General features: G+C 67.8%; 17 protein-coding genes. All 17 read left to right on the plus strand.

All coding sequences use genetic code 11. From position 1 onward, the window contains the following. Nucleotides 1-907, plus strand: a 907-nt coding sequence (locus B1964_RS08175) for an AAA family ATPase (RefSeq protein ID WP_172398783.1), incomplete at its 5' end; no start/stop codon positions are given. Between the two features lie 58 nt (nucleotides 908-965). Further along, entirely contained in the window at nucleotides 966-2,486 is a 1,521-nt protein-coding gene (gene ftsY / locus B1964_RS08180; protein ID WP_079929456.1) for a signal recognition particle-docking protein FtsY, read from the plus strand. Nucleotides 2,487-2,750: 264 nt separating this feature from the next. Further along, complete coding sequence (locus B1964_RS08185; RefSeq protein WP_079929457.1) at nucleotides 2,751-4,097, plus strand: ammonium transporter; 1,347 nt, start codon at nucleotides 2,751-2,753, stop codon at nucleotides 4,095-4,097. 60 nt (nucleotides 4,098-4,157) lie between these two features. Beyond that, complete coding sequence (locus B1964_RS08190; RefSeq protein ID WP_005176661.1) at nucleotides 4,158-4,496, plus strand: P-II family nitrogen regulator; 339 nt, start codon at nucleotides 4,158-4,160, stop codon at nucleotides 4,494-4,496. Between the two features lie 12 nt (nucleotides 4,497-4,508). Further along, nucleotides 4,509-7,103, plus strand: coding sequence for a [protein-PII] uridylyltransferase (locus B1964_RS08195; RefSeq protein ID WP_079929458.1), 2,595 nt, complete (start codon nucleotides 4,509-4,511; stop codon nucleotides 7,101-7,103). Nucleotides 7,104-7,208: 105 nt separating this feature from the next. Next, nucleotides 7,209-8,774: a signal recognition particle protein gene (gene ffh / locus B1964_RS08200; RefSeq protein ID WP_006371299.1), complete on the plus strand. Its 1,566-nt coding sequence runs from the start codon at nucleotides 7,209-7,211 to the stop codon at nucleotides 8,772-8,774. Nucleotides 8,775-8,781: 7 nt separating this feature from the next. Next, nucleotides 8,782-9,909 (plus strand): amidohydrolase family protein, encoded by a 1,128-nt coding sequence (locus B1964_RS08205; protein WP_006371300.1) that lies wholly within the window; start codon nucleotides 8,782-8,784, stop codon nucleotides 9,907-9,909. Nucleotides 9,910-10,356: 447 nt separating this feature from the next. Further along, the gene (gene rpsP / locus B1964_RS08210) at nucleotides 10,357-10,812 is read left to right on the plus strand and encodes a 30S ribosomal protein S16 (RefSeq protein ID WP_006371301.1); all 456 of its coding nucleotides are present in this window, start codon (nucleotides 10,357-10,359) and stop codon (nucleotides 10,810-10,812) included. Continuing rightward, nucleotides 10,809-11,051 (plus strand): RNA-binding protein, encoded by a 243-nt coding sequence (locus B1964_RS08215; protein ID WP_006371302.1) that lies wholly within the window; start codon nucleotides 10,809-10,811, stop codon nucleotides 11,049-11,051. The genes rpsP and B1964_RS08215 overlap by 4 nt, the downstream gene beginning before the upstream one ends. A 14-nt stretch (nucleotides 11,052-11,065) precedes the next feature. Further along, nucleotides 11,066-11,626 carry a ribosome maturation factor RimM gene (rimM, locus tag B1964_RS08220; RefSeq protein WP_079929459.1) on the plus strand — a complete coding sequence of 187 codons (561 nt, stop codon included), beginning with the start codon at nucleotides 11,066-11,068 and terminating at the stop codon, nucleotides 11,624-11,626. 17 nt (nucleotides 11,627-11,643) lie between these two features. Next, complete coding sequence (gene trmD / locus B1964_RS08225) at nucleotides 11,644-12,342, plus strand: tRNA (guanosine(37)-N1)-methyltransferase TrmD (RefSeq protein WP_172398784.1); 699 nt, start codon at nucleotides 11,644-11,646, stop codon at nucleotides 12,340-12,342. 85 nt (nucleotides 12,343-12,427) lie between these two features. Continuing rightward, nucleotides 12,428-12,784: a YbaB/EbfC family nucleoid-associated protein gene (locus B1964_RS08230; protein ID WP_253193925.1), complete on the plus strand. Its 357-nt coding sequence runs from the start codon at nucleotides 12,428-12,430 to the stop codon at nucleotides 12,782-12,784. Further along, nucleotides 12,781-13,113: a hypothetical protein gene (locus B1964_RS08235; protein ID WP_079929462.1), complete on the plus strand. Its 333-nt coding sequence runs from the start codon at nucleotides 12,781-12,783 to the stop codon at nucleotides 13,111-13,113. The genes B1964_RS08230 and B1964_RS08235 overlap by 4 nt, the downstream gene beginning before the upstream one ends. A gap of 7 nt (nucleotides 13,114-13,120) precedes the next feature. Further along, on the plus strand, nucleotides 13,121-14,203 hold the full coding sequence (locus tag B1964_RS08240) for a hypothetical protein (protein WP_079929464.1): 1,083 nt from the start codon (nucleotides 13,121-13,123) through the stop codon (nucleotides 14,201-14,203). Nucleotides 14,204-14,411: 208 nt separating this feature from the next. Continuing rightward, nucleotides 14,412-14,753: a 50S ribosomal protein L19 gene (gene rplS, locus B1964_RS08245; protein WP_006371308.1), complete on the plus strand. Its 342-nt coding sequence runs from the start codon at nucleotides 14,412-14,414 to the stop codon at nucleotides 14,751-14,753. Between the two features lie 18 nt (nucleotides 14,754-14,771). Continuing rightward, a complete protein-coding gene (gene lepB / locus B1964_RS08250) occupies nucleotides 14,772-15,659 on the plus strand; it encodes a signal peptidase I (protein ID WP_079929463.1) in 888 nt (295 codons plus the stop codon). Nucleotides 15,660-15,734: 75 nt separating this feature from the next. Continuing rightward, a partial coding sequence (locus B1964_RS08255) for a ribonuclease HII (protein ID WP_139765671.1) occupies nucleotides 15,735-16,182 on the plus strand: 448 nt, incomplete at its 3' end.

A 16,182-nucleotide genomic window follows, 5' to 3' on the forward strand; every position in this document is an offset into this window, starting at 1 on the left:
GGTGGCCCGCGCGCAGGCCACCTTGCGGATCGAACAACTCGAGGAGCAGGTACTCGAGCAGTTCGCGATGGCGCCCGACGACCTCGTCGCGGAATATGGGCCGGACGTGCCGATGCCGCCGTCGGCGCTCGAAATGGCCGAGTACGAGGCCGCCAAGGCACGTGGTGATCAGGTGGTGGCCCCGGCGCCGATGCCCTTCGACCGCGCCACCCAGGAGTCACGGGCCAAGAAGGCACAGAAAGACCTCAACACGTTGGGACGGGTGAACCCCCTCGCGCTCGAGGAATTCGCCGCACTCGAGGAGCGCTACACGTTCCTCTCTGCGCAACTCGAGGACGTCAAGGCCGCCCGCAAGGACCTGATGTCGGTGGTCGAGGAGGTCGACGCCCGCATCCTGCAGGTGTTCACCGAGGCCTACGCCGACGTGGAACGCGAATTCGCACAGGTGTTTTCGACACTGTTCCCCGGCGGTGAGGGCCGACTGATCCTCACCGAACCCGGCGACATGCTCACCACCGGAGTCGAGGTCGAGGCCCGGCCGCCGGGGAAGAAGGTCAAACGCCTGTCTCTGCTGTCCGGCGGCGAGAAGTCGTTGACCGCGGTCGCCATGCTGGTCGCCATCTTCCGTGCGCGGCCGTCGCCGTTCTACGTGATGGACGAGGTCGAGGCAGCACTCGACGACACCAACCTGCGACGCCTGATCAGTCTGTTCGAGCAACTGCGGGAACGGTCACAGCTGATCGTGATCACCCACCAGAAGCCGACGATGCAGGTCGCCGACGCGCTCTACGGCGTCAGCATGCGCGGCGACGGGATCACCACGGTGATCTCCCAACGGTTGCGGGGGGTCGACGTCCCGGTCGCCGCGACCCCAGAACTCGCGACCCCGGAACCCGCGACCGACTGACACATCCCGACGGACACCCCCGACCGCAAGACCGACGGAGAACAGGACCTGTGCACCAGTGAACACCGACATCATCATCGGCATCGTCATCGCGGTGGTCGTGATCCTCGCGCTCATCGTGGTGGGCATCGTGCTCGCCCGGCGGCGGCGGATCTCGCTCACCGACCAGCCCGACAGCCAGGTCACCGACGGCAGCAAGCCCCAGGTCGACAGATCGGGTGGATACCAGGCCGGGTCGGGTTTCAGTTTCAGCCAGGGCGGGGCGGGTACCGCCACCGCGCCGCCACCGGCACCTGGCCCGACGCCGACCGTCGAGCCGGTGCTGCCGTCGCAGGAGCGCACCGAGACCGACGGCCAGCCCGCCGTCGGCGACGATGCCTCCATCCCACGTGACTCGGTCAAGCGTGGAATCTCCGAGGTCAGCCTCCCCGACGCCACCGACGACGGCGGCCCGGCTCCCGCCGACAGCGCTCCCGACGTCGCCGACAGCGCCCCCGATACCGTCGACAGCGCTCCCGACGTCACCGACAGCGCTCCCGACGTCACCGACAGCGCTCCCGCCGACACCGACAGCGCTCCCGCCGACAGCGCTCTCGATACCGAGGCGGCCGCCCCGGCGGATGCCTCCGGCGCCACCCAGGCGCCTGCTCGCGAGGAGATCGCGCCGACCGCGGGGCGTCTCGGTCGGCTCCGCGGCCGTCTGTCGCGCTCGCAGGGCGCGATCGGCAAGAGCATGCTCGGGTTGCTCGGCGCCGGCGACCTCGACGAGGACAGCTGGGAAGAGATCGAGGACACCCTGGTGATGGCCGACCTCGGCACCGCGTCGACGACTGCCGTCGTGGAGCGGTTGCGTACCGATCTGGCCACCAACCCGGTACGCACCGCCGATGACGCCCGGGCACTGCTCAAGCGTGTTCTCGTCGATCAGCTCCACCCCGAGATGGACCGATCCGTGCGCGCCCTACCGCACGCCGACAAGCCGGCCGTGATCCTGGTCGTCGGCGTCAACGGCACCGGGAAGACCACCACCACCGGCAAGCTCGCGAGAGTGCTCGTCGCCGACGGGCGACGGGTGCTGCTCGGCGCCGCCGACACCTTCCGCGCGGCCGCCGCCGATCAGCTCCAGACCTGGGGCGAGCGGGTGGGCGCCGACATCGTGCGCGGCAAGGAACAGGCCGATCCGGCATCGGTCGCCTTCGACGCCGTCGCGAAGGGCATCGACTCGGGCGTCGACGTGGTCATGATCGACACCGCAGGTCGCCTGCACACCAAGACCGGACTCATGGACGAGCTGGGCAAGGTCAAGCGCGTCGTGGAGAAGAAGGCGCCCGTCGACGAGGTGTTGCTGGTTCTCGACGCGACGGTGGGGCAGAACGGTCTCACCCAGGCCCGGGTGTTCGCCGAGGTCGTCGACATCACCGGAGTGGTCCTGACCAAGCTGGACGGTACCGCCAAGGGCGGCATCGTGTTCCACGTCCAGGAGGAACTCGGCGTTCCGGTGAAGCTGGTGGGTCTCGGCGAAGGTGCCGACGATCTCGCGCCGTTCGAGCCCGAGGCATTCGTCGACGCGCTCCTCTGAGCGCGACCGAGGCCGGATAACGCTCGGCTCCGCCACGACGGATCCGGGGCCTCCTCATCGGCTCTTGCGAATGTGTGAACGTGTGGGTTTTGCGCTGCACAATCATGCGTGCCGCTGCATAGCGACCAGGGATTTAACGTCAGTGAAATATAAAGCAGTCAGCGGTTCACATATCCGAAACGCCAGGGCACCACGCCTGAAACCGACTGCCGACACTCTCTTTGCAGGCGCCGAGCCGTCGGCGCTGTATAGGGAGGTAAGCAAGTGATATTGGCTCTGCCAGACACAGCCTTTGGAACTCCGGACGCGGGTGACACCGCTTGGATGCTCGCCAGCGCGTCGATGGTGCTTCTGATGACGCCTGCGTTGGCGTTCTTCTACGGGGGCCTGTCCCGCGGCAAGGCCGTGCTGAACATGATGATGATGTCCTTCGGCTCGGTCGCGACGGTGAGCGTCGTGTATGTGCTGTGGGGCTTCTCGGAGGCCTTCGGCAACGGCATCACCGGCGACAGTGACATCGGGGGTATCTTCTCCAACCCCTTCGCTCTGTTCGGTTCGGGACAGTTGTCCGACACGATCCCCGGGCCAATGAAGGACGGTGCGGCAACCGATCTCGTCGTGACCGGCGGCTTGACGATCCCGTCGTATGTGTTCCTCGGCTTCCAGCTGACCTTCGCGGTCATCACCGTCGCCCTCATCTCGGGTGCTGTGGCCGAGCGTGTGAAGTTCTCGACATGGCTGGTGTTCTCGGTGCTGTGGTCGACCATCGTCTACTTCCCGCTGTCGCACATGGTCTGGGGCGGTGGAATCATGTCCGCGGCCGAAAAGGGCTTCGCCTCGTGGATGTTCGGATCGACCGACGGCAAGGCCAATGTCGCACCGATCGACTTCGCCGGCGGCACCGTGGTCCATATCAACGCCGGTATGGCGGGCTTGGTTCTCGCGCTCATCGTCGGCGCCCGTGTGGGCTTCGGCAAGACTGCCTACCGGCCGCACAACATTCCGTTCGTCATGCTCGGTGCAGCTCTTCTGTGGTTCGGATGGTTCGGCTTCAACTCGGGTTCGGCGTTGGCCGCCAACGTGTCCGCCGGACTCGTGTGGGTCAATACGACCGCCGCGACCGCAGCGGCGATGATCGGCTGGCTGGGCGTGGAATGGGTTCGAGACAAGCACGCGACCAGCGTTGGTGCCGCCTCGGGCATCGTCGCGGGACTGGTGGCGATCACCCCCGCGTGCGGCAACCTCACCCCGGTGGGATCGTTGATCCTCGGCGTGATCGCCGGTGCGCTGGCGGCGGTGGCGATCGGCTTGAAGAACAAGTTCGGCTACGACGACTCACTCGATGTCGTCGGCGTGCACCTCGTTGCCGGGCTCTGGGGCACGATCGGTATCGGATTCCTTGCCAAGGACACCGGCCTGTTCTGGGGCGGCGACTACAAGCAGCTGGTCGTTCAGGTTGTGATCGCGCTGTTCGCGCTCGCGTTCACAGGCGTTCTGACCACCATCATCGCCTTCATCCTCAAGCCGCTCGGCTGGCGTATCGCCGCTGACGAGGAGAAGAGCGGTATCGACGAGGCCGAACACGCGGAGACGGCGTATGAGTTGGCGTGATTCCTCACCCGCCGACCACTACGCTGAATCCCAGCCGAATCCTTTGGAGAGGGTTAACTCATGAAGCTGATCACCGCAATCGTGAAGCCGTTCACGCTCGAAGACGTCAAGGCAGGTCTCGAGCAGGCCGGAATCCTGGGCATGACCGTCAGTGAGGTCCAGGGCTACGGCCGTCAGAAGGGCCACACGGAGGTCTATCGCGGCGCCGAGTACTCGGTTGATTTCGTCCCGAAGGTGCGGGTCGAGGTCGTCGTGGACGATGCCGCCGTGGACAAGGTCGTCGATGTCATCGTCGAGGCCGCGCGCACCGGCAAGATCGGCGATGGGAAGGTCTGGGTCTCGCCGGTGGAGTCGGTCGTGCGCGTCCGTACCGGCGAGCGCGGCGCCGACGCACTGTAGCGAGAGGGCCCGATGCCCTTCGTGAGCACTGGTCACGGCCCCGCGTCCGATGATGATTCGGGCGCGGGGCCGCGTCCTTCCCAGACACCGGTTGCCGCAACGGATCTCGCGGCAACCCGACGCCAGCTGACCGAGGCGTCCGGACCCAATCGACTCGACGCCCCCGGCCTGCGCCAGGTACTCGTCGACCTGCACGAGTTCTGGTTGACCAGCAAGGGTGCCGAACTCGGGATCAAACCCGGTAGTGGACTGGCGATTGTCGCCGTCGGCGGGCTCGGACGCGGTGAACTGCTGCCGCATTCGGATCTCGACCTGATCCTGCTCTACGAGGACCAGTCACCCGAGCGGGTCTCCGAGGTCGCCGACGGCCTCTGGTATCCGTTGTGGGACGCCAACATCGCGCTCGATCACAGCGTGCGCACGGTTCCGCAGGCGCTGCAGGTGGCCTCCGAGGACGTCACCGCCGCACTCGGTCTGCTCGAGGCCCGGCACATCGCCGGCGACGAGGACCTGTCGTCGCTGCTGATCGGTGGGGTGCGCCAGCAATGGCGTTCGGAGATCCGCACCCGCTTCCCGGCGGTGGTCGAACATGCCCGGGATCGGTGGCGACGCAGCGGCGACATCGCACACCGCGCCGAACCGGACCTCAAGAACGGTCGCGGCGGACTCCGAGACGTGCAGTTGCTCGGTGCGTTGTCGATCGCCCAACTGACCGACGGCATGGCCAACTTGCGGCCCGATTCTCCCGGCGCCGGACCGCAGGTCGCCTATCACCGACTCCTGGACATCCGTACCGAATTGCATCGGATCGCCGGGCGCCCACGCGAACAGGTGCGCGCCCAGGATGCCGACGAGATCGGCGCGGCGCTGCGCCTCGGGGATCGTTTCGACCTCGCACGGGTCATCAGCGACGCCGCGCGCACCATCGGGTACTCCACCGATGTCGGTTTGCGGACCGCGGGTAATGCGCTGCCACGACGCGGCTTGGCCAAACTGCGCCGCTCACCGATCCGGCGACCGCTCGACGAGGGCGTCGTCGAGCACAACGGTGAAATCGTGTTGGCGCGCAACGCCATTCCCAGCAAGGACCCGGGACTGATTCTGCGGGTGGCGGCGTCGTCGGCGCGGACCGGCCTGCCGATCAGCGCGTCGACCCTGTCGCGGTTGGCCGACTACGCCCCGGAGCTGCGCGAGCCGTGGCCGAGCGAGGCGCTCGGTGATCTGCTGGTGCTGCTCGGTTCGGGGCCGCACATGGTCGCCCCGATCGAGGCTCTCGATCGGACCGGCCTGTGGGGTCGGCTCCTGCCCGAGTGGGGTGCGGGGCGCGACCTGCCTCCTCGCGATGCGGTGCACACGTGGACCGTCGACCGGCATCTGGTCGAGACCGCCGTCAACGCCGGCGCGATGACGACCCGGGTCACCCGACCGGATCTGTTGTTGCTCGGCGCTCTGATCCACGATCTCGGAAAGGGTCGCGGCGCAGACCATTCCATCGTCGGTGCAGAACTCGCCATCCAGGTCGGCAACCGAATCGGGTTGTGGCCGCAGGACGTGACGATCCTGTCGCAGATGGTCCGACACCACCTGTTGTTGCCCACGGTGGCCACCCGCCGTGACCTCGACGACCCGGCCACCGCCGAGGAGGTCGTCGACAAGCTCGGACACAACCGATTACTGCTCGAACTGCTCGCGGCACTCGCGGAGGCGGATTCGCTGGCGACGGGCCCGGGCGTGTGGGGTGACTGGAAGGCCTCACTCATCAACGATCTGGTGCGGCGCGCGACCCGCCTGCTCGACGGTGAGGAACTGCCGACCCCCGAACCGCTGACCGACGAGATGATCGCGCTCGCGCGCAGCGACGACTTCGCGGTCCGCATCACACCGACGGACGGCTTGCACACCTACTCCGTACTGATGGTCGCCCCGGACCATCCGGGCATGCTGTCGAAGATGGCCGGTGTGTTGGCGCTCAACGGATTGCGCTCGCTGTCGGCGACGGTCCAGAGCCACGAGAATCGCGCGATCAACAGCTTCGTGGTGGTGCCCGTGTTCGGGACACCGCCCGAGGCCGGGTTGCTGCGACAGCAGCTCATGGCGACCGTCGACGGCAAGTTCAGCGTGCTCGAGCGGCTCGACAAACGCGAACGCGAGTCGCCGACCCCGACGATCGGCACGATCGTCGCGACCCCCGGGGCGGTGGCCGTCGCGCAAGGCGCACCCGACGATCCCGCCACGGTGGCTGCCAACGCGGTGCCCGCATTGTTCGCGGTAGCCCCGTCGCGTGTGTTGTGGACGTCCTCCGATCTCGACGGAGGGGTGCTCATGGAGTTGCGCACCGACGACCGGCTCGGTCTGTTGAGCCGGGTCAGCGACGTGATCGAGCACGCCGGCGTCGTGGTGCGTTGGGCCAAGGTCGCCACCCTGGGCAACACGGTCGTCGACACGTTCTGTCTCGTGCTGGGGGAGGACCCCCCCGAGCGTCGGACGGAGCTGGCCGACGCGGTGCTCGCGGTCTGTCCGCCACCGCGGCCACGCACCGAAGCCGACGACGATCCGGGGCCCGCGAGTTTCGGCGGCAGTGGCCGATCGGGAGTGCCCATCAGCTGACGCCTCGCGGGATCGAGCGATCGGCGGCGCCTGCCGTGTCGCCGCGAGCGCCCGACGCGCACCCGCATCGGGCGCAGCACGAGCCGGTCATGGAAGGATGGTGGAATGTTCGACTCCCTCTCCGATCGGTTGACCGGTGCGCTGAAGGATTTGCGCGGCAAAGGCCGCCTCTCCGACGCCGACATCGACCGCACCTGCCGTGAGATCCGCCTCGCGCTGCTCGAAGCCGACGTGTCGCTGCCGGTGGTGCGTGCGTTCATCGCGCGCATCAAGGAACGCGCCAAGGGCGCCGAGGTCTCCGCGGCGCTGAACCCGGCCCAGCAGGTCGTCAAGATCGTCAACGAGGAACTCGTCGGCATCCTCGGCGGTGAAACACGGCGCGTCCGGTTCGCCAAGACCCCGCCGACGGTGATCATGCTCGCCGGCCTCCAGGGTGCCGGTAAGACGACGCTCGCGGGCAAGCTCGGCGCCTGGCTCAAGAAGCAGGGCCACACCCCGCTGCTGGTCGCCTGCGATCTCCAGCGTCCCGGCGCGGTCTCACAGCTCAAGATCGTCGGTGAACGCGCAGGCGTCCCGGTGTTCGCGCCGCACCCGGGTACCAGCATCAGCGGTGAGGCAGCCCCCGTCGGGATCAACCCGCTCGGCGTGACCGCCGGAGACCCGGTGTCGGTGGCGACCGGTGGTGTCGCCGAGGCCCGCGCCAAGCACCACGACGTCGTCATCATCGACACCGCGGGTCGTCTCGGAATCGACGCCGAGCTGATGAAGCAGGCCTCCGACATCCGTGACGCGACCCGTCCCGACGAGGTGCTGTTCGTCGTGGACGCGATGATCGGTCAGGACGCGGTCACCACCGCCGAGGCGTTCGCCGAGGGCGTCGGCTTCACCGGTGTGGTGCTGACCAAACTCGACGGTGATGCCCGCGGTGGTGCAGCCCTGTCGGTGCGTGAGGTGACCGGGCAGCCGATCATGTTCGCCTCCTCGGGTGAGAAGCTCGAGGACTTCGACGTCTTCCATCCCGACCGGATGGCCAGCCGCATCCTCGGCATGGGCGATGTGCTCTCGCTCATCGAACAGGCCGAGGAACACTGGGACGCCCAGCAGGCCGAAGAGGCCGCCGCCAAGATCACCCAGGGTGAACTGACCCTCGAGGACTTCCTCGAGCAGATGCAGATGATCCGCAAGATGGGCCCGATCGGCAACATCCTCGGCATGCTGCCCGGAGCCGGGCAGATGAAGGACGCCTTGTCGCAGGTCGACGACAAGCAGCTCGACCGCGTGCAGGCGATCATCCGCGGCATGACGCCGGCCGAGCGGGACAACCCCAAGATCATCAACGCCTCTCGGCGTCTGCGTATCGCCAACGGCTCGGGTGTCACCGTCAGCGAGGTCAATCAGCTCGTCGACCGCTTCTTCGAGGCCCGCAAGATGATGGCGCAGATGTCCGGACGGATGATGGGCCCGGGCCGCAAGACCAATCGCAAGAAGGGCAAGGGGAAGAAGGGCAAGAGCAAGGGCCGCGGACCCACGCCACCGAAGGTGCGCGGCGGATTCCCCGGGATGCCGGGTGGTTTCCCGGATCTGTCGAACATGCCCGCCGGACTCGACCAGCTCCCACCCGGACTCGAGGGCATCGACATCTCCCAGTTCCAGCAGCCGAAGAAGAAGTAACGGGTCGATGCCCGGAGACGTTGCAGCAGAACGGGACTCGATCCGGTATTCACCGATCGACCACGGCGAGCCGCGGCATTACCGGGGTCGTGACCCGCTCACCGACGAGCCGATCGAGTTCTGGGTGCGCGGCGGGCGCATCCGGACCGAACCCATTCCCGATGCGCAGACCGCAGCCGACGACGTGTGGATCCTGCCCGGACTCGTCGATGCCCACAATCATGTCGGCATCGCCCCCGGGCTCGGGGTGACGATCGATCAGGCACGTGCGTTCGCGCGTCAGGACGTGGCCGCGGGCACCCTGTTGATCCGTGAGGTCGGCTCGCCCCTGGACACCCATCCGCTCGACGACGACCCATTGGCGCCGCGATTCATTCGCTCGGGCAAGCACATTGCGCGGCCCAAACGGTACCTGCGTGACTACGGCGTCGATCTCGACGATCCGGACGATCTCGCCGGCGAGGTGACGCGGCAGGCGGCCGCGGGGGACGGCTGGGTCAAGATCGTCGGCGACTGGATCGACCGTGAGGTCGGTGATCTCGCGCCGCTGTGGGACCGTGCACAACTCGACGCCGCGGTTCGTGCTGCCCACGATGCCGGGGCACGCATCACCGCGCATGTCTTCGGTACCGATGCGCTCGGTGACCTCATCGCCGCGGGAGTCGACTGCATCGAACACGGAACCGGGGCGACCGCCGACCACATCGATGCCATGGTCGAGCGCTCTATTGCCCTGGTGCCCACCATGATTCAGGTTGACAATTTCCCGGGTATCGCCGACGGAGCCGACCGGTTCCCGACATATGCGGCCAACATGCGCGCCCTGCACGCGCGCGCCGCGGACACCTTCGCCGCCGCGCGCGAGGCGGGTGTGAGAATCTTCGCCGGCACGGATGCCGGTGGTTTCGTCGAGCACGGGCGGATCGTCGACGAGGTCGAACGTCTCGCCGGCATCGGTCTCGGTGCGCGCGGCGCGATCGCGGCGGCGAGTGCCGAACCGCGTCGGTGGCTGGGGGCCGATCTCCTCGCCGACGGTGATCGCGCCGACTTCTTGGTCTTCGACGAGAATCCGGTCTCCGATCTCGGTGTGCTCCGGCATCCGCGAGCGGTCGTCTGCTCCGGTATCCACGTCTGATCACATCTGACACACGGGTCCCTGCGCAGGGGACATTTGTGATCCAAATCACCCGTCGACCATTGGTGCGTTTTATTACTGTTCGGTAGGGTCACAGATGCATTGCAGGCGTGATCAGTCCGCAACTGCATCCGGGCCGTCTGGGCGGCCCGGCCACGGGGCGAGTCCGATCGACGTGAACGCGCGAGACGGACCGACATGAGGCCGGACATGCGGTTATCTTTCGCGGGGTGGATAACCGCATGTCCGCACTCCCGGCAGGGGTCGCCCGGCCGGGTATGGCTCTCTCGATTTCTCCCTCGCTCACCCGGTCTGGCACAATGATCTGCTGGTTCGTCGGACCCGGTCACGCACCGCCCGACGGTCACACCGAGACAGATCGCAAAACCGGGCCCCACAACCGGTGGGGTCGCTGAATTGCGCAGTGACCACACGAAAGATGAAGACATGGCTGTCAAGATCAAACTCACGCGGCTCGGCAAGATCCGCAACCCCCAGTACCGCATCGTCGTCGCCGACGCGCGCACCCGCCGTAACGGCCGCGCGATCGAGACGATCGGCAAGTACCACCCGAAGGAAGAGCCGAGCCTCATCGAGGTCGACTCCGAGCGCGCCCAGTACTGGCTCGGCGTCGGCGCGCAACCGACCGAGCCCGTGACCGCCATCCTCAAGGTCACCGGTGACTGGCAGAAGTTCAAGGGCCTCCCGGGCGCCGAGGGCACTCTCAAGGTCGCCGAGTCCAAGACCTCCAAGCTCGACCTGTTCAACGCTGCGCTCGCCGCCGCCGACAGCGAGCCCGTCGCCGAGGCGACCACCCCGAAGAAGAAGGCCGCCAAGAAGGACGACGCACCGGCCGAGACCGCTGACGACGCATCCGGCGCCGAGGACAAGGCTCAGGCGTGAGCGCTGTCGTCGCCGATGCGGTGGAGCATCTGGTCCGCGGCATCGTCACCAACCCCGATGACGTCCGCGTCGAGCTGATCACCGGCCGACGTGGCCGTCTGGTCGAGGTTCACGTGAACCCCGAGGATCTCGGCAAGGTAATCGGCCGCAACGGCCGCACCGCGACCGCGCTGCGCACTCTCGTCTCGGGTATCGGTGGTCGTGGGATGCGTGTCGACATCGTCGACACCGATCGCTGATCTCCCGGAGTCCGATGGAGCTCGTGGTGGGCCGTGTGGCCAAGTCGCACGGTATTCGCGGCGAACTCGTCGTCGACGTCCGTACCGATGAACCGCAGGAGCGGTTCGCGCGTGGGACGACCCTGCTCGGCCGACTGCCGCGAGGCGCGGGCGAGCGCACTTTCACGGTGACAGCCGCCCGGGAACATTCCGGGCGGCTGTTGCTGTCGCTGGGCGAGGTGACCGATCGGTCGGCCGCCGACGCCCTGCGCGGCACGCTGTTCCTCATCGACAGCTCGGAGGTCGATTCGGGTGACGACCCCGACGCCTTCTACGACCACGAACTCGAGGGCGTTGCGGTCTCGACGATCGACGGTGTGGCCGTGGGCGTCGTCGATTCCGTCCTGCACCTGCCTGCCAACGACATCCTGGTCGTGCGCACCGACGCCGATCGGGAGGTTCTCGTACCGTTCGTCCGGGAGATCGTGCCAATGGTGACCCTCGACGGCATCGAGATCGATCCGCCGCCCGGCCTCATCGACGACGCGGCCGCCGACGCCGGTGGTGACGACGACGCCAACGGTTCGGCGCAGTGACCGGGGAATCGCCCCACGTGCGCATCGACGTCGTCAGCATCTTTCCCGAGTACCTCGAGCCGCTTCGGGTTGCGTTGTTGGGCAAGGCAATCGAGCGTGGAGTCATCGAGCTCGGGGTGCACGACCTGCGTGCGTGGACCCACGACGTCCACCGCAGTGTCGACGACTCGCCCTATGGCGGGGGCCCCGGCATGGTGATGAAACCCGAGGTGTGGGGTCCGTGTCTGGACGAGGTGTGCCCCGACGACGCGCTGCTCGTCGTCCCCACCCCAGCCGGTGTGCCGTTCGATCAGGCCACGGCGCATCGCTGGAGCGAGCACCCACATCTGGTGTTCGCATGCGGACGTTACGAGGGCATCGACCAGCGGGTCTTCGACGATGCCGCACGACGGGTGCGCGTCGAGGAGGTCTCACTCGGCGATTTCGTGCTGATCGGTGGCGAGGTCGCCGCGATGGCGATGATCGAGGCCACCGTCCGGCTGATACCCGGTGTCCTCGGCAATCCCCGCTCCCACCAGGAGGATTCGTTCTCCGACGGCCTGCTCGAGGGCCCCAGCTTCACGCGGCCCGAGATCTGGCGGGATCTCCCGGTGCCGCCGATCCTGCTCTCCGGCGATCACGCCAAGATCGCCGCGTGGCGTCACGAGCAGTCGATGCAACGCACCCGTGAGCGTCGCCCCGACCTGTTACCGGGCGTCGATCACCCCGATCACTGACCGGTCCAATCCTGTGGATTCCCACCCAACCGATGTCGGATTCGGGGGATATGATCGACCGATCCGTGTGAGTGGGGAGGCGACGGTGGGGGACTCCGGCAACAGTCGAGTGAGCGGTGCGCGCTGGGCGGACATGCTCGACGAGGTCGAGCGGCAGCGTGGCGAGGTGCGGCGGGTGGCCGACGCCGTTGCCGGTCTCACCGCCACGGCGACCAGCCCGGATCGCGCGGTGTCGGTGACCGTCGATGCGCGTGGGGTGCTGGTCGGCCTCGACATCACCGCGTCGGCCATGCGGCGCTATCGGGGAGAGCAACTCGCGCAACTGATCGTCGGACTCGTCGCCGATGCCGACGGCATGTTGCGCACCCAACGTGCGCAACTGCTCACCGCCGCGAGCACGGTCACGCCGGCGCTCACCGACATCGAGCCGTCCGCCCGATGACCGCCGATCCGCAAAGGGTCGACGTCGACACCGACGCCACCGGCACACTGCATGCCGCGCTCACCACCGCGGCCCGCCACCTCGGCGACATCGGAGCCGATCTCGAAGTGGTTCTGGCACAGCTCGATTCGGCACTCGGAGACGATCCCGGAGCGCTGCGGTTCCGCACCGGATTCGCCGGCGTCGTGAGCTCTCTCGCCGGTGCGATGGCGAGCGCCGTCCGCGACGTCACCACCCACGCGGCGTCGATCGACGCCGGGACCCGCGATCTCGTCGACACCGACGATCGTGCGGCACGCGGTTTCGACCATCGTGGGCGGCTGCGATGACGGCACGATGAGCGGGCAGCCGTGGAGCGGCGACACCCGTGCGCTGGCCGAGAGCCTCGTCCCGGGATGCTGGCCCACCACCGACGACGCGACCCTCCGTCAGGTCGCGACCGCACTGGCCGCCCTGCGCGAGCGACTCGAACACATCGCGGCCGACCTCGCCTCCGCCTATCGCGACGTCGAGGGTGGGGACGGCCGTTTCACCCGGGCGATCCTCGCCGGACGCGAGCACCTCGTCGGCGGCGAGGACGCCGCGTTGCCCGCGACTGCACGAGCGGTGGCCGCCGCCGCGGACACCGTCGAGGCGTTCGCCGATCTGACCACCGCGGCGCGTCTGCGAGTCGAGTTGGTCACGGCGATCACCGACCGTGACCAGATGCTCGGTGCGCTTGCCGCGGCACTCGGCGACGACACGTCTGCCGTGCGGGCCGCGAGTGCGGGCCGGATGGCACTGACGGCCGCCGGCGACGAGTACACCGAACAGTCCGGCGCGCTTGTGCAGGCCGACCCGTTAGGTGCGGGTGGCGGTGAGCACACCGATGATCGGACCGGAAGCTCCGCGGGCGCCACGAGTGGGATGATGCCGATGGGTGGCTTCGCCGGTCTCGGCGCGGCCGCGGCCGGCGCAGGTGTGGGTGCGGCGGCGCGGCGTGTTCCGGCCGGCCCCCGAACCGGTCCCGACGCGGAGTCCGACGAGCCGCCTGAACTGACCCGCGCCGAGTACGACGCGCTTGCCCGTCGGGCAGCCGCCCTGCACATGTCACTGCCCGGTGCCGTCGGATCGTGGGTGCAGGTCGCCGTCGGAGTGGGGGAGCACCCGCAGACCGGTCGGACGGTGGTGATCGCGACCAGCGACCCGGTGCCCTACCTGCGCCGGGGCATGTCGATACGGTCCGGTGAGGAACTCGTCGGTGACGGCCGTGCCCCGGAGATCGCGCTGCTGCACCATATGCAGAGCTCCGGCGTCACACCGTTGGCGGTCGCCTCCGCGTCACCGCCGTCGGCGCAGGCGCGAGCGGCGATCGCGGCGTCCGGCGCAGCGCTGGTCGCCGCCGCGTCACGGTCGTCGCGCGGTGTCGCCGGACCGTGACCGGCGATTTCGTCGGGCCGGGGGTCGTCTGGCACAATAGTCGGGTTGCCTGATGCCGGCGTCCCCTGCGGACGTCCATCCCGGTACACACCATGACTCGGAGCACGAACCGGTCGAACCACACTCCTGACCTCGGGTGATCCCCGGGGATCAGGGCGGGCCGCCAGGTTCCTCTGTTCACGCCACGCCAGAATAAGGACCACGACACATGAACATCCTGGACACCATCGACAAGCAGTCGTTGCGCGACGACATCCCCGAATTCGGTCCCGGTGACACCCTTGACGTCCACGTCAAGGTCATCGAGGGCAGCAAGGAACGCGTCCAGGTCTTCAAGGGTGTCGTCATCCGCCGCCAGGGCGGCGGCATCCGCGAGACCTTCACCGTCCGCAAGGTCTCCTTCGGCGTCGGCGTGGAGCGTACCTTTCCGGTGCACAGCCCGAACATCGCCAAGATCGACGTCCTCACCCGCGGCGACGTGCGTCGCGCGAAGCTGTACTACCTGCGCGATCTGCGCGGCAAGGCGGCCAAGATCAAGGAAAAGCGCTGACGCGTCTACCCTGACGACGTGGCTGACACCTATCGCGACGGCGACGGCGCCGGGGAGGACCGCGCCTACGCCGCCGGCGGCACCGATCCCTCCGGCAGTACCGATCCCGCCGACGACGGTCCGCGAGCATCGCGGCCGTGGCGGACCAAGAGCGACAAGCCCGAGAAGAAGAAGGGTTCGCTGCTGCGGGAGACGATCATCATCGTCGCCTGTGTCCTGCTGATCAGCTGGATTCTGCAGACCTTCATCGGTCGTCAGTACGTCATTCCCTCCGAGTCGATGGAGCCCACCCTCATCGGGTGCACCGGGTGCTCCAACGACCGGATCTTCGTGGACAAACTCTCCTACACGTTCGGGGACCCCAAACCCGGCGACGTCGTCGTGTTCAAGGTTCCCGATTCGTGGGGTGAGGACGGCTGGGTGTCACCGCGATCCTCGAACCCGGTGGTACACCATCTGCAGGATGCGTTGTCCTGGTTCGGATTCGCTCCTCCCGACGAGAACGACTACGTCAAACGCATCATTGCTGTCGGGGGGCAGACAGTCGAATGCCGCAACAGCGAGGGCGTCGGTGTGAAGGTCAACGGCAAGGCGCTCAAGGAGCCCTACGTCAACATGGCGCTGCAGCAGCAGAACCTCGCCAACGGCACCGCCACGCCAAGTGCGATCGGTGACGACGGCAAGCTCAACAGCTGCCTGGGCAAGGATTTCGGTCCGATCACCGTGCCCAAGAACAGCGTGTTCGTCATGGGCGACAACCGCACCCGATCCTCGGACTCGCGGTACCACATCACCGCGAGCAGCGACGGCACCGTTCCGGTCGACGACATCCGCGGCAAAACGCAGTTCATCATCTACCCGTTCTCCCGGATGGGCGGTGTGGGCTCGGTCGACCCGCAGCAGTGAGCGGCACGCCATGACCATCGATGTACTCGTCTGCGCGGTGTCACCCGCTCCGGCGTCGGCCGGCGAGGTGGCGTGATGAGCCGGTGGCCACCACGATTCCCGGTTCGCCGTGCCGCGGCTCTGCGGACCTACGAGTTCACCCTGCACCGCAGCGGGCTCGGGCCGGTCGCCGGTGTCGACGAGGCCGGGCGCGGCGCATGTGCCGGTCCGCTGGTCGTCGCCGCATGCGTGTTGCGGCCCACCCAACTCGCCTCACTGGCCGAGCTCGACGACTCCAAGAAGCTGACCGAGGCGGCGCGCGAGAAGCTCTATCGTGCGGTCACCCGCTACGCCGAATCGTGGTCGGTGGTGGTCATCGAGGCCGAGGAGATCGACCGCATCGGCATTCACGTCGCGAACATCGAGGGCATGCGCCGCGCGGTCGCCGGGCTCGACGTCGTGCCGGGATATGTACTCTCCGACGGCTTCCCGGTGCCCGGTTTGACGGTACCGTCGCTGCCGGTCATCGGCGGGGGCGGGGGGG

Source organism: Gordonia sp. i37, assembly GCF_002043085.1.
GTDB lineage: Bacteria > Actinomycetota > Actinomycetes > Mycobacteriales > Mycobacteriaceae > Gordonia > Gordonia polyisoprenivorans.